Source organism: Streptomyces sp. SDT5-1, assembly GCF_052245995.1.
Taxonomy (GTDB): domain Bacteria; phylum Actinomycetota; class Actinomycetes; order Streptomycetales; family Streptomycetaceae; genus Streptomyces.
The window spans coordinates 7911320-7931163 of sequence record NZ_CM125963.1; the positions used below are offsets into that span (position 1 = coordinate 7911320).

Genomic DNA, 19844 nt, shown 5'->3' on the forward strand with positions numbered 1-19844 from the left:
GTCAACTTTTGACGGCGCGCTGGATATTCCGGTGCCTCGGCCGGAAGGGAGACGCCAGCAGGGGAGGGCGTTCGTCGCCCGGTTTGCCGGACCCCGGCAAACCGGGGGCGCGCACACGTGCGCGTTCGGCAATGGAGCGGAGACCGCCGCCCCCGGATGCTGTGCCCCAGGGGGGATTCATGCAGCATCGACCGTTTTTCCGTTGGGTCGTCACGCTCGCCGTCGTCCTGGTGGCGTGCTCGGCCGTGGCGTACGCGCTCACGCCCGGTCACCGGGACACCATGCAGATCGATCTCACGGTCGTCGACGAGAAGCCCGACGGCACCTGCACCGTGCGCTGGGAAGACCCCTTCAGGGACGACGGGACTCGGCGCGAGGCCGCCTACCTGCGCGACCCCGACCGCGACCCGCACCTGAAGGCCCCGGCGTACGACGAGGTGACCGGATACGGCTGGGAGAGCGGCTTCGTCTACGTCGACGGCCCCGACAAGGGCGACCTGGAGCCGTCCGCGCGGGATCAGGACCCGGGGGACAGCCCCTATGCCCTGTCCGACACGCTGGTGATCGTCGGACTGCCCCTGCTCGCGATCGGTCTCGTGGGCGGGAACGTGCGGGCGGCCGGCCGGGCCCTAGGGGTACGTCCCAAGCTCGTGGCGCGCGCCCAAAGGCTGTGCGACGAGGCGGAGTCGGTCACGCGGGACCACGCCCGCGCTGTCGAAGCCGTACGGGAGGCCTGGGCCGCTCTGGGGGTGGGGCAGGCGGACGTGCCGACGGCACTCGCGTCCGTCGCGCGACGTGGAGCCCATGAGCGGGACCGGCGGACCGTCGCTCTGCTCGTCTCGCTGCGTGTGGTGTTGGAGGCAGGGCCCGCCACCGCACGCGTCGTGCGGAGGGCCGAGCAACTCGCCGCGACACTCCGGCCGTTGCTCTGGGCCGCCGAACCGGCCACCGGATACCGGCGCATGCTGGCGGCGGGACCGCAGCGCCGCCTCGCCGCCGCTGCCGCTGTCGCCGAACTGCGCCTGGTGCTGGACGCGGCTCAGGAGGATCATCTGCCCGAGCAGTTCGCCCAGGCGTCGGTCGACCTGCTGCGGGCGCCGGACGACGCCGTGATGGACGGACTGGCCGCGACCACGGACTTCGAGAGCCGTGAGAAGCAGTACGTCGAGCTCCTCTCGTCCTTGGTGGGCAGGGCGAGGCCTGCCGGAGGGCTCCGCGAACGGCGACCGAGGCGGTCGATGCCGGGCGCCTGATTCTTCGGCCTGCCGCGCGGCCCCTGCCGAACACCCCCATCCACGCGCACCATGGCACCAGCCAGGCATCGACACAGGGAGGGGCTGATGGTGTGAGGGGGATGAGGGCAGGGGGTGCGTTGGCCGTTGTGGCGGTGAGCACGCTGTTGGCGATGAGTGTGTGGTTCTCGGCGGCGTTCGTGTTGCCGCAGCTGCGGGAGGAGTGGGGGCTGGGGGCCGGGTCGGGGGCGTTGTTGACCGTTGCTGTGCAGCTCGGGTTCGTGGTCGGGGCGGTGTCGTCGGCGATGTCGGGGCTGGCCGACCGGGTGGCGAACCGGTATCTGATGTGCGGTGGGGCGTTGGGGGCGGCCGGGGCGAATCTCGGGGTGCTGGTCGCCGACGGGCTGGGGCCCGCCGTGGTGCTGCGGCTGGTCACCGGGTTCTTTCTGGCCGGGGTGTATCCGCCGGCGTTGAAGGAGACCGCGACGTGGTTCCGGGCGGGGCGGGGGAAGGCGTTGGGGGTGATGATCGGGGCGCTGACGGTGGGGTCGGCGTTGCCGCACGCCGTCAACGCGGCCGGAGGCGTGGACTGGCATCTGGTGATCGTGGCGACGTCCGTGATGGGCGCGTGCGGGGGCGTGCTCGCGCTGTCGCTGCGGGCACCGGGGCCGTACCCGTTCCCGCGCCGCAAGGTGACCGTCGGCGGCGCCCTGCGCTCGGTGCGGAACCGCGATGTCGTGCTGGCCGACCTCGGCTACGTAGGGCACATGTGGGAGCTGTACGCGATGTGGGGCACGGTGGCGGCGCTGCTCGCAAGTGTTCCGGTGGTCGAGGAGTCGGCCAGGAAGGACGTGTTGGCCTCCGCGATCGCCTTCGTGTGCATCGGGGTCGGTGCCTTCGGGTGCCTCGTGGGCGGGGTGCTCGGCGACCGGTGGGGGCGGGCGCGGTCCGCGCGGATCTGTCTGGTGTGTTCCGGCGGGGCGGCGCTGCTGCTCGCGGTCGGCGTGGATGCGATGCCGTCGGGCGTGGTCGTCGCGGTGTGCGTGTTCTGGGGGTTCTGGGTGGTGGCGGACTCCGCCCAGTTCTCGGCACTGGTCACCGAACGGGCCGACCCCGACTACGTGGGCGGGGCGCTGTCGCTGCAACTCGCCCTCGGCTACTCGACGACCGCGCTGACGCTGTGGGGCGTACCGGTGCTGGTCGCGCACACCTCGTGGCGGATCGCCCTGGTCGTGCTCGCCGTCGGACCCGTGGTCGGCGTGACCGCGATGACCCGGTCCATCGTCAGGGACCGGAGGGCGGCGTTGGTGTGAGGGGCCCGGGTGCGTAGCGTCGGGGCATGGACGCTCAGGTGAGGACCCGCATCTCCGCGTACGCGATCGCCACCGAACGGGAACGGCTGCTGCTCGCCCGACTGTCGGACGCCTCGCCCGTCTTCGCGCCCGGCCTGTGGCACCTGCCGGGCGGCGGCATCGACCCCGGCGAACAGCCGGAGGAGGCGCTGGCCCGTGAACTCCTCGAGGAGACTGGCCTGGTCGTGACCGCGTCGCGCCTTCTCGACGCGCGGACCTACACCGCCCACCGCCACGGGGTGAGCTGGAGCGTGACCGCGCTGTTCTACGCCGTGTCCCTCAGGGGCGGCGAGCCGACGGTGACCGAGGTCGACGGATCCACGGAAGCGGCGCGCTGGGTGCCCCTCGCCGAGCTGCGCGGCGACGGCGTGCTCTCCCCGCCGGCCGCCGACGCGTTGCGCATGCTCGGCCCGGCCCGCGCGACAGGGGCCGCGCGCTAGCGGTCGCTCAGGCCCGCTCGTCAGGAGCCCCGCGCCGGCAGCCGCTCAGGAGCGCTCGACGGTGGCCCGCCGCTAACAGTCGCTCAAGGAGTCCCGCTTCGTCGCGGGAGTGCCCTGTGCGCTGGGCTGCGACGGGGGAGCGGGCGGGCCGCCCGTCGCGCGCAGGGTCAGCACCGCGGCGAGCGCCGTCGCCGCCGCCATCACGAGGAATCCCGCGGAGAACGTCGACACCTGCGCGGCGAACCCGAGGAGCAGGGAGCCGAGGCCGGTGCCCGCGTCGAAGCCGATGTTCCAGACGACGGAGGTCGTGTGATGGTTCTCGGTGCCCGCCCGGTTGAGCGCCTGCACGAGGGTGACGCTCTGCAGACCGCCGTACGCGGAGCCGAGCAGCAGGAGCCCGCCGACCAGCCCCGGCACGACGACCGAGCCGCCGCGGATCGACCAGGCCACGAGCACGAGGCCCGCGCACGCCGCGAGCAGCAGCCCGAAGTTGAGCGGCCGGGCGCTGAACCGGTCCGCCAGCACCCCGCACCCCCACCGCGTCACGGCCGCCGTCGCCGTGAACGTCACCAGCGCACCCGCGGCCACCCCCGCCGAACCGGCGAACTGCGGGGTGAACGTGAGGATCGCGCCGCCCGCCACCGTGACGAGCAGCAGCAGGACGACCGGCGTGAGGATGCGCCGCAGCGCGACCGCCGTCGACGAACCGGGCGCGGACGGCTCGGCCGACACCGTCTCGGCCCGCGCGTCCAGGGCCCGCCCGAGCGCGGGCGTGAACGGCAGCGCCAGGACCGGCAGGATCCCGCACACGAGGATCGCCGGCAGGGCGAACGTCGCGACGAGGGCGGGCGCCGCGGGCGTGAGCACCATCTGCGGCAGCGCGATCGACAGCCCGTACAGGCCGATCGCCGAGCCCCGCCGCTCCGCGGGAGCCAGCGCCGCGACGGCCGTCGCACCGGACACGGTCATGATGCCGAAGCCCGCTCCGCGCAGCGCCGTGGTGGCCAGGATGGGCCACAGATCGTCACTGAGGGCCTGCAAGGGCGCGGGCAGCCCGAGCAGCAGCGCACCGAGCGCGAACGTCCGCGTCCACCCGAGCTTGCGGAGCGTGGTCTTGACGCACAGCTGGGAGACGACCGTCATGGTCATGAGGACGGCGGTGACGAGGCCCGCCCCGAACTCGTCGGCCCCGCCGTCCAGTGCCCACTGCGGCGACACCGGCAGCAGCAGCGCGAACCCGGAGAAGCAGCAGAGCACCACCGTCATCAGGGGCGGGAAGCCGGGCGACCGTATGACGGACGGCGTCGTTCCTTCAGCCATGCGGTTCAGTCTCTCTTTTCTGTCGGTCCGGTGGTGAGGGCGAAGAACGAGCCTAGTTCCGCCACGCGGCGCGGGGCAGACGCAGGGGTCAACCAGTTTCACCCCTTACGCCGATGACCGTGCAGCCCGCACCGACCACACCCCCGCCACGACGATCAGCGCGACCGCACCCCACTGCCGCCCCGTCAACCGCTCGCCGAGCACCACGAACCCGACCGCCGCCGCCACCGCGGGGCTCAGCGCCAGCAGCACCCCGAACGCGCGGGCGTCGATGCGCCGCAGCACCGTCATGTCAAGGGCGTACGGGATCAGCGACGACAGCAGCGCCACCAGGAATCCGACGCCGACGACCTCCGGACGGGCCACCACCGCCCCGCCGTCCGTGACGGCCGTGACCGGCGTCAGCACGCACGCCCCCGCCGCCAGCGCGAGCGTCAGCCCCGTCCAGTCGGGGAACAGCCGCCCGACCCGCCGGCTCAGCACCACGTAGGCCGCCCGGCACAACGCGGTGCAGCCTCCGAGCGCAAGCCCGGCGGCGGGCAGCGCGGCACCCGGCGAAGTGAGCAGCAGGACGCCCGCGAGCGCGAGGAGTGCCACCACGGCGTGCTCGATCCGGCGTGAGAGGGCGATCGACAGGGCCAGCGGGCCGAGCAGTTCGAGCGTCGCCGCCACACCGATCGGCAGGTGCTCGATGGCCCGGAAGTACGCCAGGTTCATCGCCGCCACGACGAGTCCCAGCGCGAGCGCCGCACGCCACTGCGCCGCCGTGATCCCGCGCAACAGGGGCCTGACCAGCAGCCACAGCACCACTGCCGAGAACAGCAGCCGCATCCCCGCCAGCGCGGTGGGACCCACGGACGCGTACGCCTGCTTGGCCACCGCCGAACCCAGCTGAAGACTCGCGATCTGCGCCAGCACCAGCGCGGGCGCGGCCGCCATGCCCCGCGCCTTCGTTCCGCCCGCCGACATGCCCATCCGGGACCTCCCGCGACCGGGTCCCGCGCCCTGCGCACGGCCCGCCGCCCACGCTGCTGTAATGCCCTTATGCACTTCAACCATTACGGCGGCGAGGCCGCCCGGCTCGCGGCGGACCTGGTCAATCTGACCGAGCCGCCGCGCCCCGACGACCTGGAGTCACTGCTCGCCGCGCACGGCGTCGTGAACCGTGCGCTCACCGCCGCACAGGCGACGGAAGTGTGGGAATGGAGCAGGCGGCTTGCCGGCTGCTTCGGACGCCAGGACATCGAGGAGCGCTGCGCCACGGTCAACGCGCTGCTCGCCGACGCCTCCAGCAGCCCTCGCATCTCCCTGCACGACGGCCGCCCCCACCTGCACTACAGCGAGGTCGGTGCCGACGCGGCCGCCCACATCCGCGCCGTCACCGCGACCGGACTCGCCTACGTCATCTGCTCCGCCGACCCCGACCGGCTCGGCCGCTGCGCGCGCCGCGGCTGCGCCCTGGCCTTCGTCGACACCTCGCGCAACGGCCGCCGCGCGTACTGCTCGGTGCGCTGCGCCAACAACGACGCCGTGGCCCGGCACCGCGAGCGAGGCCGCGCATCACAACCCAGAACACATTCCTAACACGAGGGGTGTTGTGTTTGAGGGGTCCGCTGTTAACTTGTCGGTCGACGGCAGGAAGGACACGCGGTGACCCCCGACGAACTCCCCACGGGATCGGCCGAGTTGCTGAGCCCGCAGGCGCGCCAGGACCGGATTCGCGACCGGGTGCTCGAGCTCGGCTCGGCCCGGATCGAGGACCTCGCACGCGAGCTGGGCGTCAGCGTGATGACCATCCACCGCGACCTGGACCGGCTCGCCGACGAGGGTTGGCTGCGCAAGACCCGCGGCGCGGCCACCGCCCAGCAGTCCGTGCTGTTCGAGAGCAACGTCCGCTACCGCACGACGCAGCAGGGCGAGGCCAAGAAGGCGCTGGCCGCCGCCGCGCTCGAGCACATCGACCGCGGCCAGGCGATCCTGCTCGACGACAGCACCACGTCCCTCGCGCTCGCCCGCGCGCTGCCCGACCGCGGCCCGTTGACGGTCATCACGAACTTCCTCGCCGTCGTCAACGCGCTCGCGGGCAGCCCCGGCATCGAGCTGATCTCGCTCGGCGGCAGCTACGACCCGCACTACGACGCCTTCCAAGGCATGGCGACCTGCGACCACATCAAACCGCTGCGCGCCGACACGGTGTTCATCTCGACGTCGGCGGTCGCGGAAGGTCACTGCTACCACCAGTCGCAGGAGGCGATCCTCGTCAAGCGAGCCCTCCTGGAGGCCGCCCAGCGCAAGATCCTGCTCGTCGACCACACCAAGTTCCAGAAACGGGCCCTGCACCGGGTCGTCCCGCTGTCCGACTTCGACCTCGTGATCGTCGACGATCGCATCTCCGGGGCCGAGTTGGAGGCACTGCGCGAGGACGGCGTGAACGTGCAGGTCGCCGCGCTGAGCAAGGCGGCGCCCGAGTCCTGACACCGCAATGAGCCGACTGCCAATGGAGGTAGTAGTGATCAACGTGCCGAAGCGCATGCAGGCCGTGGTCGTCCACGGGCCCGAGGACTATCGCCTGGAGGAGGTCGACGTCCCCGCACCGGGGCCGGGTGAACTCCTCCTGCGGACCGAAGCGGTGGGGGTGTGCGCGAGCGACCTCAAGTGCTACCACGGCGCCCCCAAGTTCTGGGGCGACGAGAACCGGCCCGCGTGGGCGCAGCGTGGCATCATCCCCGGTCACGAGTTCGTGGGCGTGGTGGCCGCCGGTGACGACGCGGCCCTCGCGGCCCACGGGGTGCGGATCGGCGACCGCATCGCCTGCGAGCAGATCGTGCCCTGCGAGGAGTGCCGCTACTGTCGGCGCGGTCAGTACTGGATGTGCGGCCCGCACGACATGTTCGGCTTCCGCAACCACCACGGCGCCATGGCCCAGTACATGGTGGTGCCGCCCAACGCCCGCGCCCACAAGGTCTCCCACGACCTCAAGCCGCACCACGCCGCGTACGCGGAGCCGCTGTCCTGCGCGCTGCACGCCGTCGAGCGCGCCGACATCCACTTCGAGGACGTCGTGGTCGTCGCCGGGTGCGGACCCATCGGCCTCGGCCTCATCGCGGGCGCCCGGCAGAAGAACCCGCTCAAGCTCATCGCGCTCGACCTCGACGACAACAAGCTGGAGCTGGGCCGCCGCACCGGCGCCGACATCGTCCTCAACCCCGCCAAGGAGGACGTCGTCGCCCGCGTCAAGGAGCTGACCGACGGCTACGGCGCCGACGTCTACCTCGAGGGCACCGGCGCGACCCCCGCCGTCGCGCAGGGCCTCAACCTGCTGCGCAAGCTCGGCACGTACGTCGAGTACTCGGTGTTCGGCTCGGACGTCACGGTCGACTGGTCGATCATCTCCGACGACAAGGAACTCGACGTCCGCGGCGCCCACTTGGGCCCGCACTGCTGGCCCGCCGCGATCCGCCTCCTCGAAGAGGGCAAGGTGCCGGTCGACGAGATCTGCACCCACCAGTTCGGCCTGCGCGACTTCCAGAAGGCGCTCGACCTCGTCGCCGACACCTCCGGCGCGTCGGTGAAGGTCTCCATCCTCCCGAACGCCGAGGCGGACGCGGTGGTCGCATGACGGCCGCGACCGAGACCCGCCTCGACCGGATGGGGATACCCCACTCCCTGCGCTGGGGCTTCGTCGCCGTCCTGGTCTTCATGACCGGCAACGGCACCGAGTCCAACTTCATCGCCCCGCACATCGAGCACGTCCTGGGCAGCAGCACCGCGACGGCCAGCACCATCATCTCCATGTACGGCGTGTCCGTGCTGGTCGGCAGCTATCTGTCCGGCGCCCTCACCGACCTGTGGGGCCCGCGCCGCGTGATGCTGCTCGGCACCGTCGTCTGGGTCGTCTTCGAGGTGCTGTTCCTCGCGGGACTCGCCGCGGGCAGCATGCCGATGGTCTTCCTCACGTACTTCCTGCGCGGCTTCGGCTATCCGCTGTTCGCCTTCGCCTTCCTGGTGTGGGTGAACCTGGTGACACCGAAGGAGCGCAACGGCGCGGCCGTCGGCTGGTTCTACGTCATGTTCACCGGCGGACTCCCTACCCTCGGCTCGCTCTTCGCGCTCGGCATGATCCCCGCGTTCGGCGGCTCGACCGGCGGCGAGACCGGCGCCATGGCGGCGTCCACGGCGCTCGTGGTCATCGGCTTCCTCATCGCCCGGTTCGCCGTCAAGGATCCGCACGGCAACGGCCGGGTGGCGCCCGCCGACAAGTCCTCCTTCGAAGTCATGTCCGCCGGAATCCGCCTGACGGCGCGTCAGCCCAAGGTCCTGATGGGCTTCCTGGTGCGACTCATCAACACCGCGCCGCAGTACGGCATGTTCATCATCCTGCCCGGAGTCATCGCCGACGACCGGGGCTGGGGCCAGAGCCGCTGGCTCACCATGACCGTCCTCGTCTACGCGACGAACATCCTGGTCAACGCCCTGTTCGGTGTCATCGGCGACCGCTGGGGCTGGCGCCGCACCGTCCAGTGGTTCGGCGTCTTCGGCTCCTCCGTCGGACTCCTCGCCTGGTGGTACGTGCCGCAGCTGGTGCCCGCCGGATCCACCTGGGGCTTCTGGGTGTCCGTCGTCGCGGGCTGCGTCTTCGGCTGCCTGCTCGCCGGGTTCGTCCCGATGGGCGCGATCATGCCGGCGCTCGTACCCGCCGAGTTCAAGGGCGCGGCCATGGCCATGTACACCACGGCGGCCGGCGGCGCCTCGTTCCTCGGCTCGGCGGTGGTCGCGGCCGTGCTGTCGGTCGGCCTCGGCAACGCCGGAGTCGTCTGGGCGTTCGTCGTGCTCTACGGCGCGGCCTTCGTGATGGTGTCGTTCCTCAACGTCCGCCAGACCGAGGCCAGTCCGCAGGAGGAGCCGGCCGGCGCCGCCGTCGCCCGCTGACCCACCGCGCACCGCAGTTGTTTTGGGAGGTTCCCTCGTGACCAGACTCTTCGACGACCCGGCGACCTTCGCCGAGGACCAACTGGCCGGATTTCTCGACCTGTACGCGGACCGGTTGCGCGGCGTGCCCGGCGGAGTGGTCGCCCACCGCGGGGAGCACCCGCAGGCCGCCGTCGTCATCGGCGGCGGCTCGGGACACTACCCGGCGTTCTGCGGCACCGTGGGACCCGGCATGGCCCACGGCGCCGTGGTCGGCAACATCTTCACCTCGCCGTCCGCGACCCAGGTCTACTCCGTGGCCAAGGCCGCCGACCAGGGCAGGGGAGTCGTCCTCAGCTTCGGCAACTACGCCGGCGACGTGCTCAACTTCCGGATCGCCGCCGACCGGCTGCGCGCCGAGGGCATCGACACCCGGATCGTGGTCGTCACCGACGACGTGGCGTCGGCCGCGGACGAGGACAGGCGGCGCGGCATCGCGGGCGACTTCACCGTCTTCAAGGTGATGGGCGCCGCGGCGGCCGAGGGCCTCGACCTCGACGAGGTGGAACGCCTCGGCAGGGCCGCCAACGCCGCGACCCGCAGCCTCGGCGTGGCCTTCTCCGGCTGCACGCTGCCGGGCGCGGGGGAGCCGCTCTTCGAGGTGCCCGAGGGACACCTGGGCCTCGGCCTCGGTATCCACGGCGAACCGGGCATCGAGGACGTGCCGATGCTGAAGGCCGACGAGCTCGCGGCACTGCTCGTCGACCGCATCCTCCAGGACACCCCCGCCGCAGCGGGGCACCGGGTCGGCGCGATCCTGAACGGCCTCGGCGCCACCAAGTACGAGGAACTGTTCCTGCTCTGGGGCCGGGTCTCGGCCCGGCTCCGCGAGCGTGGCGTCGAGATCGTCGACCCCGAGGTCGGCGAGCTGGTCACCAGCCTCGACATGGGCGGCTGCTCGCTCACCCTCATGTGGCTCGACGACGACCTGGAGCCGCGCTGGCGCGCCGACGCCTACACCCCCGCGTACCGCAAGGCGCACGCACCCCTGTCCGGGCTGCACGCCGCCGACGTCAACGGCGGCACGGCCGCGGCCACCGCCGCTCCGCACGCCTCACCGGCGGCCCGCGAACTGGCGGCCGGGGCGCGCGCCGCCCTGGCCACCATCCACCGCACGATGGTCGACCACGAAGAGGAACTGGGCCGCATCGACGCCGTCGCGGGCGACGGCGACCACGGCCGCGGCATGGTCCGCGGTGCCCGGTACGCCGCCGAACGGGCCGAGGCCTGCGGCGCCGAGGTCGGCGCCGGCTGGCTGCTGCGTCAGGCGGGCCAGTCCTGGGCCGAGTACGCGGGTGGCACGTCCGGCGTCCTGTGGGGTGCGGCCCTGGAGGCGTTCGGCCGCGCGCTCGACGACGGCGCCGCGTCCTACACGGCGGCCGATGTGGCCGACGGCGTACGGGCGTTCGCCGACGCGATAGCCGACCTCGGCCGCGCCGCGCCCGGCGACAAGACGATGCTGGACGCTCTGCTCCCGTTCGCCGACACCCTGCACCGCGCCACGGCCGAGGGCGTCGAACCCGCCGAGGCCTGGCGCACCGCGGCCGAAGCCGCGTCCCGCGCGGCGGAGGCCACCAAGGACCTGCGCCCCAAGGTGGGCAGGGCCCGCCCGCTCGCAGAGCGCAGCCTCGGCACCCCCGACGCGGGCGCCACATCCCTGGCCCTGATCGTCACGGCGCTCGCACAGTCCGCGCCCGGCGGCCGGGACCACGCGCACGACCAGAACCGACAAGGAGTGACAACGGCATGACGGACCGGCTGCGTCTGGTCGTCGGCTGCGACGACGCCGGCTTCGAGTACAAGGAACGCATCAAGGCCGACCTCGAGGCCGACGACCGGGTGGCGGAGGTCATCGACGTCGGCGTGGAGGCCGACGGCACCACCGCCTATCCGCACATCGGGGTGGCCGCCGCCCGCCTCGTCGCCGAGGACCGCGCCGACCGCGCCCTCCTCGTCTGCGGCACCGGCCTCGGCGTCGCGATCTCGGCGAACAAGGTCCCCGGCATCCGCGCGGTGACCGCCCACGACGCGTACTCCGTGGAACGCTCGGTCAAGAGCAACAACGCGCAGGTGCTGTGCATGGGCCAGCGCGTGGTCGGCCTCGAACTGGCCCGCAAACTCACCTCCGAATGGCTCTCCCACCGCTTCGACCCGGAGAGCTCCTCGGCGGAGAAGGTCGCGGCCCTCAGCCAGTACGAGACCGACCAGGGGTTCAGCCAGTGCTGAAGGAGGCGGTGGATCCTCGTGTCAGCGGCCGCCCGCCTCGATGCGGTCGACGGCGTACTTGGCCTCCTTCAGGCCCGCGCCGGTCGCCTCGCGGTAGGCCTTGACGGCCTGGATCTTCTTGCCGTCGGCGACCAGGGCCCGCACCTCGTCGAGGCCGGGCACCGCCGAGTCCGACTCGATGCCCAGGTGCTCGATGACGAGGTCCAGCTTCCGCTCGACGCGCGCGGTCCTGCGGTCGGCCCGGTCGACCTTGCGCTCGATGGTGCCGGCCGTGATGAGCACGCCGACCAGGAGGATGAGTATTGCTGCGATGTCCATGATCCGAGATCCTAGGCAACGTGGGTGACACGAAAGGAATCGGCGAGGGCGAGCGGGCCTGCGGTCCCGTGCGCCCCGCCCCGTCGGGCCCCGGCTTCGTCGTCACCGGTTACGACGCAGCCCGGGAGGCCCTCCGCGACCCGCGCCTCTCGAAGGACACTGCCGCCTTCTTCGCGGGCAAGGAGTCGTCGCGGCGCCTGCACCCCGCCGTCTCCCGGACCATGCTCGCGAGCGACCCGCCGCACCACACCCGGCTGCGGAAGCTGGTGACCAAGGCGTTCACGACCGGGGCGGTCGCCCGGCTGCGCCCGTACATCGCCCGGGTCACCGACGAGTTGCTCGACGCGTGGCACGCAGGGGAGCCGTACGACTTCGTGGCCGGGGTCGCCGAGCCGCTCCCGGTGACCGTGATCTGCGAACTCCTCGGCGTCCCGCACACCGACAGGCCGCACGTGCGCCGCTGGTCGGGCGAGCTGTTCGCGGCGGGGCGTCCCGAAGTCATCGACGCGGCGTCGCACGGGCTGGCCGGGTACATGACGGACCTGATCGCGGCCAAACGTCACCACCCCGGCGACTCGCTCCTGGACGACCTCATTGCCGCGCGCGACGGGGACGACCGCCTGACCGAGCCCGAACTCGTCTCCCTGGCCGTCCTGTTGCTCGTCGCAGGACACGAGACGACCACCCACGCCCTCGGCAACGCGCTGCTCTCCCTCCTCCGGCACCCGGCCCAACTCGACCGCCTCCGCCGCGACCCCGACCACATCCCCGCCGCCCTCGACGAACTCCTCCGCCACGACTCCGCCGTCAGCACGGCCACCTTCCGGTACACCACGGAACCCGTCACGCTCGGCGACACGAAGATCCCGGCTGGAGCCCCGGTCCTGGTGTCCATCGGCGCCGCGAACCGGGACGCGACGCGCTTCCCGAACCCCGACACCCTCGACCTGAACCGCGACGCGTCCGCCCACCTCGCCTTCGGCCACGGCATCCACCGCTGCGTTGGCGCACCCTTGGCGAGGGCGGAGATGGAGATCGTGCTGAGGGCTGTGCTCAAGCGCGTCCCGCCCTTCGAACTGGCCGTGCCGGAGGGTGTGTTGGAGTGGCGGCGCACTCGGCTCGTGCGCGGTCTGGTGTCCCTGCCACTGGTCTACTGACAGCCGCGCGCCATCAGCCCGCTCACGTACGCGTCCAGCCGCTCCGCCACCACTTGGGTCGTCAGCTCGGTGCGGCCCGCCTCGCGCCACGGGCGGGTGATCGCCGGCAGCTCCTCCGAGAACGCCATCGCGGACCGCACCCGCCAGTACCGCCGCGCGTCCCGGTCCGCGGTGAGCACCCCGCCGGCCTCCTCGTACGCGTCGGCGAACCGCTGCCCCCACTCGGGGCCGTGCAGCAGCGCCAGGTTGGTGCAGCAGTGCGCCACGTCGAAATCGGTCGGGCCCCAGGAGGCGCCCGCCCAGTCCACGACGCCGCCGATCCGGTCCGGCGCCTCGAACAGCACGTTGCCGGGCTGGAAGTCCCGGTGCAGGAAGCGTCCTTCGTAGTCCGGCGGGGGCAGGCGGATGAGGTCGATGGCGGCGTCCCAGGCCACCGGGTCGCCGCCCTCGGGCACCACGACGGTGTCCGCGGTGGTCAACGCCTCGTACGTCGGGGGCTGTTGCTCGGGGACCACGGTGTGGATCGCCGCGAGCTGCCGGGCGAGCAGCCGCACCCGCGTCCCGACGCCCGTGTCGGCGATGGTGTGCCGCCCCGGCAGACATGTCATCAGGAGCGAGGGGTATTCGCATCGTTCAGCGGTCGCGTCGACGCCGACGAGGCGCGGAGCCCGTACGCTCTCCACCCCCACGAGCGACCTGAGCGCACCCGTCTCCCGCCTCATCGCGTCCTCGGCCCGTTCCACGAAGAACGGCGCCACGTAACTTCGCAGCACCAACTCCCGGCTGCCGCCACGGCCCCCTTCGATGCCCAGCCGCCGCATCTCCGCGGTGATTCCACCGTGCAACGCCTCGATCCGTACGATCCGCTCCCCACGCTCGAGGAACTGCCGCACCCACTCCCTCGTGCGAGGCCGGACAAGTGTGGCCTCTTCGCCATCGATCATCCAGGCAGCGCATCACCCGGTGCGGGGCCGGCACAAGCGAATTTCGCATGCGAAGGGCGCGGCCCCCTGAAAGGAGGACCGCGCCCGTTCCGCTGGTTGCGCTACTTGCCCGCCACCGCCGGAGGCGCCGCGTTCACGCCCCAGTTCGTCGGCTTCGACGAGAGCTTCACCGTGAGGGTGCCCGCGTTCAGGAGCTCCTTGTGGGAGAGCCAGCTCCGGTGGAGCGGGGCGCCCTTGCCCGTGGTCACGGAGGACACGTACTGCTGCTTCGACGCGTCCGCGCCCGGCGCCGAGACCGTGATCCGGCGGCCGTGCGCCGGACGGATCTCCACCTTGTCGAACATCGGGGCCGACAGGACGTACGTCGCCGAACCCGGCTGCACCTCGAAGACGCCCGCCATGGCGAAGACCAGCAGTGACGACGTGGCGCCGAGGTCGTCGTTGCCCGGCATGCCGTACGGGTCGTCGGTGAACAGCGTGCGCATGGCGCGCAGCACCGACGACGTCTTCCACGGCGAGTCCGTCCACGCGTACATCCACGGTGCGTGGAAGTCGGGTTCGTTGTTCGGGTTGAAGGCGAAGTTGTTGTGGTAGTCGTAGGCGCCCGTCACCCACGATTCCTTGGCGGCCTTCGCCGGGTCCGTCAGCACCGTCGGCATGTCGAAGAACGTGTCGAGCCGCTGCTCGGCCGCCGCCTTGCCGCCCATCAGACCGTAGAGGGCCTTCGGGTCCTGCTGCGCGAGCCACTGGTACTGCCAGGCCGTGCCCTCGTGGAAGGCGCCGGACTGCGTCGGGTCGGTGTCACCCGCGGCGGTGCCGTCGGCGTTCCGCGTCACCGGGAAGCCCGTGAAGCCGTGCGAGGTGACCTTCGCGTCCCACAGCTTGGTGAAGTTGTCGCAGCGCGCGGCGAGCGTCGCCGCCTTGTCCCGGTGACCGAGACCGTCGGCCATCGTGGACAGGGCGCAGTCGCCGAGCGCGTACTCGAGCGTCGCGGAGCCGGCCTGCCGGCTGTCGCCGAACTTGTAGCCGGGCAGGTTCTGGTAGCCGACGAAGCCGTTCTTGACGTACGTCGGATTGCCGTCGCGGCCACGGAAGATCGACTGGTCGGACGGGACCTCGTTGACGTTCTTCCACAGCGCGTCGAACAGCTCGCGCGAGGTCCGGTCGTCCAGCAGCCCCCGGTTGTAGAGGTCCACGACGAATGGGGTGACGGGGTCGCCGCTCATCACGTTCGTCTCGCTGTTGCCGAGGCCCCAGCGCGGCAGCCAGCCACCGTCCTTGTAGACGCGCAGCAGCGACCTGGCCATGTCGGCGGCCTTGTCCGGGTGCAGCAGCGCCACCAGTTGGTTCTGCGAGCGGTACGTGTCCCACAGCGAGAACATCTGGTAGTACGTGCTGTCCGCGCGGTGGATCTCGTCGTCGAAGCCGCGGTAGCGGCCGTTCACGTCGGAGCCGATCGACGGGTGCAGCAGCGAGCGGTACAGCGCGCTGTAGTACGTGCGCTGGTCGGCGGTCGAACCGCCCGCGACCCGCATCCGGTTCAGCTCGTCGCGCCAGGCGTCGTGCGCCCCCGAGCGGGCCTTGTCGAACGAACCCGGCTGCTCGGCCGTGCGGTTGAGGCGCGCCCCGTCGACCGAGGTGTACGACAGGCCGACGGAGGCGCCGACCTGGTCGCCGGACGACGGGTCGAACGACAGCCAGGCACCCGCGCGCTTCGTGCCGCGCGAGGCCTCCCGCCGGTCAGGGGTGAGCGTGCCGTCGCTCCAGGTGCCGAACTTCGCGAACGAGCGGTTGAACTTCGCGCTGAAGAAGACCCGGTAGCGCTCCTTGCCGGTCTCCCCGCAGAAGTTGCCGCCCTGGACCCAGCCCTCGACGGTGTCGTTCCCGACGACCTTGATGTCACCGGCGTACGTGCTGCCGTTGCTCTCGCCGGCCTCGATCAGGACGTTCTCCGCGTCCGAGCCGCTGGGGAAGGTGTAGCGGTGCTGGCCGGTCCGCTCGGTCGCCGACAGCTCGGCCTTGATGCCGTTGTCGAACTTCACGCCGTAATAGCCGGGCGAGCGCGTCTCGTTGTCGTGGCTGAACTTCGCGCCGTAGTCCGCCGGGTCGGACGACGTGACCGCGCCGGTGGTCGGCATGAACCGGATGTTGCCCATCGTCTGACAGCCGACGCCCGACAGGTGCGTGTGGCTGAAGCCGAGGATCTTGTCCTGCGCGTAGTCGTACGAGGCGTACTTGTTCAGCTGCGTGTCGGGGCTCAACTGCACCATGCCGAACGGGCGGGCGGCGCCGGGGAACGTGGTGCCGTCGCCGTTGTTGCCGATCGACGTGTCGACGAGCGACGTCGGATCGGCGGCGAAACCGGGCCCGGCGGCCTCGGCGCTCGCGACGCCGGGCGTGAGGGAAGCGGCGGCCACGGTGGTGACGACGAAGGCGGTGGTGACGGTGCGCCGCAGCGATCTCAGCGGTGTGGGGCGCCTCGTCGGTCGCTTCGGTCTCATCGCGCGGTCCTCTCGTTTGGACTCTTGGACAACGTTGTCGGAGCGGGCTCTGTCGATCTTTGTCGGGGGAGGGGGAGTTCGTCAATGGATGCGGGCGGCATGGATGTTGGAGGACAATCGGGCGGGTCGCCGACGACGGAGGGGCGTTATGGGCAGGCCGTGGTGGCGGTGGGTGTGGATCGGGCTCGGGGTGATCGGCGACAGCCGGGACGTCCGGCGGGAGCTGAGGCGGAACCCGGACCGGGTCGAGACGGGCCGGGACTGGTGGCGGGAGGCGGAGACCGCGGACCACGAGCTGTTCGAGGCCGGGCGCAGGGCCCACGGGCTGCGTGAGAGCAGGCAGGCGGCGTACGCCCCGGCCGCGTACGAGGAGCTTCTGGCGTGTCGCGTACGGCGATGGGGCGCGGACCATCCGCTGGTCCTGGACACCCGGCTCGGGCTCGCCGCGGTCCGCGCGGAGAGCGGCGACCTCCCCGGCGCCAGGGCGGACTACGCGGCCGTCCTGGTCGACCTGTTGCGCGTGTTCGGGCCGGACCACCAGAGAGTCCCGTGGGTGCGGCGCAATCTCGCGCACTGGCAGCGGCACACGAACTGGACGGCGCCGCCGCGACGTCTTTCGCAGGTGGAGGGGCCCGTCCGGCTCCACGTGCTGCGCCACGAGCCGCACGACACCGCCGTCATGGAGCGTCTCGCCGCGACGCGCTGGAACACCGGCGACGACTTCGGCGCCGTCGAGGCGTACGAGCACGTCCTGCGCGCGCGGACCGGCGAACGCGGAACCGACCACGACGCCACCCTGCTCACCCGGCTGACCCTGGCCACGCTGCGGGCCGAGACGGGGGACGTCGCGGGCGCCCTGAACGACTGGGAGCGCCTGCTGCCGGACCTGCACCGCATCAAGGGCCCCGCCCACCGCGGCACACGACTGGTGCGCCATCTGCTGACCCAGTGGCGGGCGGAGCCGGCGTAGTCGCCTACCGGTCGGCGCCGACGGACTCCGCCACGGCCACCCGTCCCGAGCGCAGCGATGAGCGGCCCCGTGTCGGGGTGCCGAGTGCCTCGGCCGCGGCGAGGAGGTGGTTGTCCGATGTCACCCGGAATCCGTGGTCGGCGAGCAGTGCCGCCATGCGGTGTGGCTTCCACAGGGAGCGCCATGGTTCGCCCGCCGTCACGGAGTTGCCGAGCAGCCGGGTCAGGAGGCGTCCCGCGGTCGCCTTCGCCGACGGCGCCTGGTAGTTGAGCACCAGGCTGCTGCCGGGGGCCGTACGGGCGGCGAGCGCGGCCAGCGTGGTGGCCACCTCGGCGCGCGTGAGGTACGGGACGACGCCCTCCCACAGCCACGTCGTCGGCGCGTCCTGGTTGTGCCCCGCGGCGTCCAGCGCGGCGCCGAGGTCGTCGACGGCGAAGTCGACCGGCGTGAACCGCACGGAACGGGCCACCGTGGGCAGGTCGGCGTCGAGGCGCTCGCGCTTGTCCCGCTGCGAGGCCGGGTGGTCGACCTCCCACACATCCGTCCGCTCCAGCCCGGCCAGCCGCCACGCGCGCGTGTCCAGACCGGCGCCGAGGACCACGAGCTGGCCCGTCGCGCGGGCGCACAACGCCTCGTCGATGGCGACCGTGCGCACCACCACCACCTCGGCACACGCCCGCACGCCTTCATACGTCATCCGCGCCCGCCAGTCCTTCGGCGGCGTACCCGCGCGCACCTCGTCGACGGGGACCCGCTCCTCGTCCCGCAGCAGCCGCACCGCGACCGGATCCGCGAACCGTTCCGTGCCGGCCCGTCCGTCCGCCGCCGCCCTTCCCTGGCAGACCAGTACGGCCGTCCGGCTCGCCGTGCGCCCTGTGTCGCTCATGAGGCCGTATTCAACCGCATCGCGACGAGGGTGTTCACGGCGCTCACGCCGCCTACGGCACGAGGACGATCCGTCCTCGGAGCCCGCCCTCGGCGAGGCGGGCGTGCGCCGTCGCGGCCTCCGCGAGCGGGAGGACCTCGGCGACGCGGGGCAGGACAGCGCCCCGGTCGGCCAGCGCGGACAGCTCGGCGAGCCTGTTTCCGTCGGCCCGGACGTCCAGGGCGGTCACGCGGACGCCCCGCTCGGCGGCCGGCTCCTGGCCGGGCCACACGCCGACGTAGACGCCACCGTCGCGGACCGGGGCCAGCGCAGGGGCGCCGAGCATCGCGGCGTCGACGACCCCGTCGAACGCGGCCGCCGGGAGCGGCCGGGCGCGGTCCAGGACGTCGTCGGCGCCGCGCTCGCGCAGGTACGCCTCGTCGCGCGCCGAGGCGAGCGCCGTGACCTTCAGGCCGTAGTGGTGGGCGAGCTCCACGGTGTGCGCGCCGACGCCGCCCGCCGCGCCGGTGACCAGCAGGGACCGGCCGGGCGCGAGCCCTGCCATGTCGAGGGCCTGTGCGGCGGAGAGCGCGTTGAGGGGGAGTGCCGCCGCGTGCGCGTCGTCGAGGGACGCCGGGGCGGCCGCCACCGCGGAGGCGTCCAGGACGACGTACTCGGCGTGCGTGCCCAGCGGAGTGTGGTGCCCGGTGGAGAGGCCGACGACACGGTCACCGGGCGACCAGGCGGCCCCCGCGCCCACCGCGTCGACGGTGCCCACGACGTCCCAGCCGGGGCCGATCCGGTCCGCGCCGGCCGGGCCGAAGACACCGGCCCGCATGGCCGCGTCGACCGGGTTCAGGGCGGCCGCCGCCACCTTGATCCGGACCTGGCCGGGGCCGGGCTCGGGCACCGGTACCTCCGTGATCTCGACGGCTTCGGGGCCGCCGAAGCGGGACACGGTCGCGGCACGCATCAGCATGCTGTTCCTCCAGGGGTGGGCGGGGCGCGCGGACGTCTGTCGCGCGTGGTGCGCCCACCCACCCTGCGTCAGCATGGAAGCGCGTACAAAAGGCACACGCGTGTAAGGAAGGCGAGGGCGGCGGCACCATGACGCGCGATCCCATGGCCGAGGAGCCGCCGCGCCGGACCGGGCCCTGCGCCCGCTGGCCCGCCGAGCAGGGCGAGACGATCCGGCAGATCGTCGAGCGGGCCGGCGACAAGTGGTCCGTGCTCGTCATCGGCACGCTCGAGGGCGGGCCCCTGCGCTACACCGACCTCCAGCGCTCCATCCCCGGCATCTCGCCGCGCATGCTCACCCACACCCTGCGCCAGCTGCACCGGGACGGCCTGGTCACCCGCACCTCCTACCCGGAGGTCCCGCCGCGCGTCGAGTACGCGCTCACCGGCCTGGGCGCCACCCTCATCGACGCGGTCACCGCCCTCATCGACTGGGCGGGCTCCCACCACGACGAGATCGTCCACAACCGGGCCCGCTTCGACGCCGCCGCCGAGCGCGGCTGACCAGGCAGAATCGCCCTCGCCCCGAGGGGT

At 72.4% G+C, this 19844-nt stretch carries 19 protein-coding genes; 12 read left to right on the forward strand and 7 right to left on the reverse strand.

Annotation, left to right across the window (positions count from 1 at the left end; translation table 11 throughout):
* Positions 1 to 179: 179 nt before the first annotated feature.
* The 3 genes from ACTWJ8_RS36465 to ACTWJ8_RS36475 all read left to right on the forward strand — a co-directional run bounded on the left by ACTWJ8_RS36465 (position 180) and on the right by ACTWJ8_RS36475 (position 3024).
* Positions 180 to 1253: a hypothetical protein gene (locus ACTWJ8_RS36465; protein ID WP_443261763.1), complete on the forward strand. Its 1074-nt coding sequence runs from the start codon at positions 180 to 182 to the stop codon at positions 1251 to 1253.
* 101 nt (positions 1254 to 1354) lie between these two features.
* Entirely contained in the window at positions 1355 to 2545 is a 1191-nt protein-coding gene (locus tag ACTWJ8_RS36470) for an MFS transporter (RefSeq protein ID WP_443261764.1), read from the forward strand.
* A gap of 26 nt (positions 2546 to 2571) precedes the next feature.
* Positions 2572 to 3024 (forward strand): NUDIX domain-containing protein, encoded by a 453-nt coding sequence (locus tag ACTWJ8_RS36475; RefSeq protein ID WP_356372908.1) that lies wholly within the window; start codon positions 2572 to 2574, stop codon positions 3022 to 3024.
* A 72-nt stretch (positions 3025 to 3096) separates the two neighbouring features.
* Here ACTWJ8_RS36475 and ACTWJ8_RS36480 read toward each other — a convergent pair whose 3' ends face one another.
* Together ACTWJ8_RS36480 and ACTWJ8_RS36485 are read right to left on the reverse strand one after the other, a co-directional pair.
* Entirely contained in the window at positions 3097 to 4344 is a 1248-nt protein-coding gene (locus tag ACTWJ8_RS36480) for an MFS transporter (RefSeq protein ID WP_443261765.1), read from the reverse strand.
* 105 nt (positions 4345 to 4449) lie between these two features.
* Positions 4450 to 5283, reverse strand: coding sequence for an EamA family transporter (locus tag ACTWJ8_RS36485; RefSeq protein ID WP_443261766.1), 834 nt, complete (start codon positions 5281 to 5283; stop codon positions 4450 to 4452).
* A gap of 105 nt (positions 5284 to 5388) precedes the next feature.
* Here ACTWJ8_RS36485 and ACTWJ8_RS36490 point away from each other — a divergent pair, with 105 nt between their 5' ends.
* From ACTWJ8_RS36490 to ACTWJ8_RS36515, 6 genes are all read left to right on the forward strand, one after another.
* On the forward strand, positions 5389 to 5928 hold the full coding sequence (locus ACTWJ8_RS36490) for a CGNR zinc finger domain-containing protein (RefSeq protein ID WP_443261767.1): 540 nt from the start codon (positions 5389 to 5391) through the stop codon (positions 5926 to 5928).
* Positions 5929 to 5994: 66 nt separating this feature from the next.
* Positions 5995 to 6819 carry a DeoR/GlpR family DNA-binding transcription regulator gene (locus ACTWJ8_RS36495; protein WP_356372901.1) on the forward strand — a complete coding sequence of 275 codons (825 nt, stop codon included), beginning with the start codon at positions 5995 to 5997 and terminating at the stop codon, positions 6817 to 6819.
* Positions 6820 to 6841: 22 nt separating this feature from the next.
* Positions 6842 to 7963, forward strand: coding sequence for an alcohol dehydrogenase catalytic domain-containing protein (locus ACTWJ8_RS36500; protein WP_356372900.1), 1122 nt, complete (start codon positions 6842 to 6844; stop codon positions 7961 to 7963).
* Complete coding sequence (locus ACTWJ8_RS36505; protein ID WP_356372898.1) at positions 7960 to 9273, forward strand: MFS transporter; 1314 nt, start codon at positions 7960 to 7962, stop codon at positions 9271 to 9273. Before ACTWJ8_RS36500 ends, ACTWJ8_RS36505 begins: the two co-directional genes overlap by 4 nt.
* 37 nt (positions 9274 to 9310) lie before the next feature.
* A complete protein-coding gene (locus tag ACTWJ8_RS36510) occupies positions 9311 to 11062 on the forward strand; it encodes a dihydroxyacetone kinase family protein (protein WP_443261769.1) in 1752 nt (583 codons plus the stop codon).
* Complete coding sequence (locus ACTWJ8_RS36515; RefSeq protein ID WP_443261770.1) at positions 11059 to 11538, forward strand: ribose-5-phosphate isomerase; 480 nt, start codon at positions 11059 to 11061, stop codon at positions 11536 to 11538. The genes ACTWJ8_RS36510 and ACTWJ8_RS36515 overlap by 4 nt, the downstream gene beginning before the upstream one ends.
* A 21-nt stretch (positions 11539 to 11559) precedes the next feature.
* On the opposite strand, the gene ACTWJ8_RS36520 is transcribed toward ACTWJ8_RS36515, so the two are convergent.
* Positions 11560 to 11856, reverse strand: coding sequence for a ribosomal protein L7/L12 (locus ACTWJ8_RS36520; protein ID WP_443261771.1), 297 nt, complete (start codon positions 11854 to 11856; stop codon positions 11560 to 11562).
* A 20-nt stretch (positions 11857 to 11876) separates the two neighbouring features.
* Here ACTWJ8_RS36520 and ACTWJ8_RS36525 point away from each other — a divergent pair, with 20 nt between their 5' ends.
* Entirely contained in the window at positions 11877 to 13013 is a 1137-nt protein-coding gene (locus tag ACTWJ8_RS36525) for a cytochrome P450 family protein (RefSeq protein WP_443261773.1), read from the forward strand.
* Here the strand turns inward: ACTWJ8_RS36525 and ACTWJ8_RS36530 are convergent.
* The gene (locus ACTWJ8_RS36530) at positions 13007 to 13957 is read right to left on the reverse strand and encodes an aminoglycoside phosphotransferase family protein (RefSeq protein WP_356372880.1); all 951 of its coding nucleotides are present in this window, start codon (positions 13955 to 13957) and stop codon (positions 13007 to 13009) included. The two genes, ACTWJ8_RS36525 and ACTWJ8_RS36530, sit on opposite strands and share 7 nt — an antisense overlap.
* Positions 13958 to 14058: 101 nt before the next feature.
* Positions 14059 to 16458: a GH92 family glycosyl hydrolase gene (locus ACTWJ8_RS36535; protein ID WP_443261774.1), complete on the reverse strand. Its 2400-nt coding sequence runs from the start codon at positions 16456 to 16458 to the stop codon at positions 14059 to 14061.
* Positions 16459 to 16606: 148 nt separating this feature from the next.
* Between ACTWJ8_RS36535 and ACTWJ8_RS36540 the strand changes: the two genes are divergently transcribed.
* Positions 16607 to 17428: a hypothetical protein gene (locus ACTWJ8_RS36540; RefSeq protein ID WP_356372878.1), complete on the forward strand. Its 822-nt coding sequence runs from the start codon at positions 16607 to 16609 to the stop codon at positions 17426 to 17428.
* A gap of 4 nt (positions 17429 to 17432) precedes the next feature.
* Here ACTWJ8_RS36540 and ACTWJ8_RS36545 read toward each other — a convergent pair whose 3' ends face one another.
* Together ACTWJ8_RS36545 and ACTWJ8_RS36550 are read right to left on the reverse strand one after the other, a co-directional pair.
* On the reverse strand, positions 17433 to 18314 hold the full coding sequence (locus tag ACTWJ8_RS36545; RefSeq protein ID WP_356372876.1) for a class I SAM-dependent methyltransferase: 882 nt from the start codon (positions 18312 to 18314) through the stop codon (positions 17433 to 17435).
* A gap of 52 nt (positions 18315 to 18366) precedes the next feature.
* Positions 18367 to 19266, reverse strand: a complete 900-nt coding sequence (locus tag ACTWJ8_RS36550; RefSeq protein WP_443261776.1) for an NADP-dependent oxidoreductase — start codon at positions 19264 to 19266, stop codon at positions 18367 to 18369.
* Positions 19267 to 19400: 134 nt separating this feature from the next.
* Here ACTWJ8_RS36550 and ACTWJ8_RS36555 point away from each other — a divergent pair, with 134 nt between their 5' ends.
* Complete coding sequence (locus ACTWJ8_RS36555; RefSeq protein WP_356372872.1) at positions 19401 to 19814, forward strand: winged helix-turn-helix transcriptional regulator; 414 nt, start codon at positions 19401 to 19403, stop codon at positions 19812 to 19814.
* Positions 19815 to 19844: the final 30 nt, after the last annotated feature.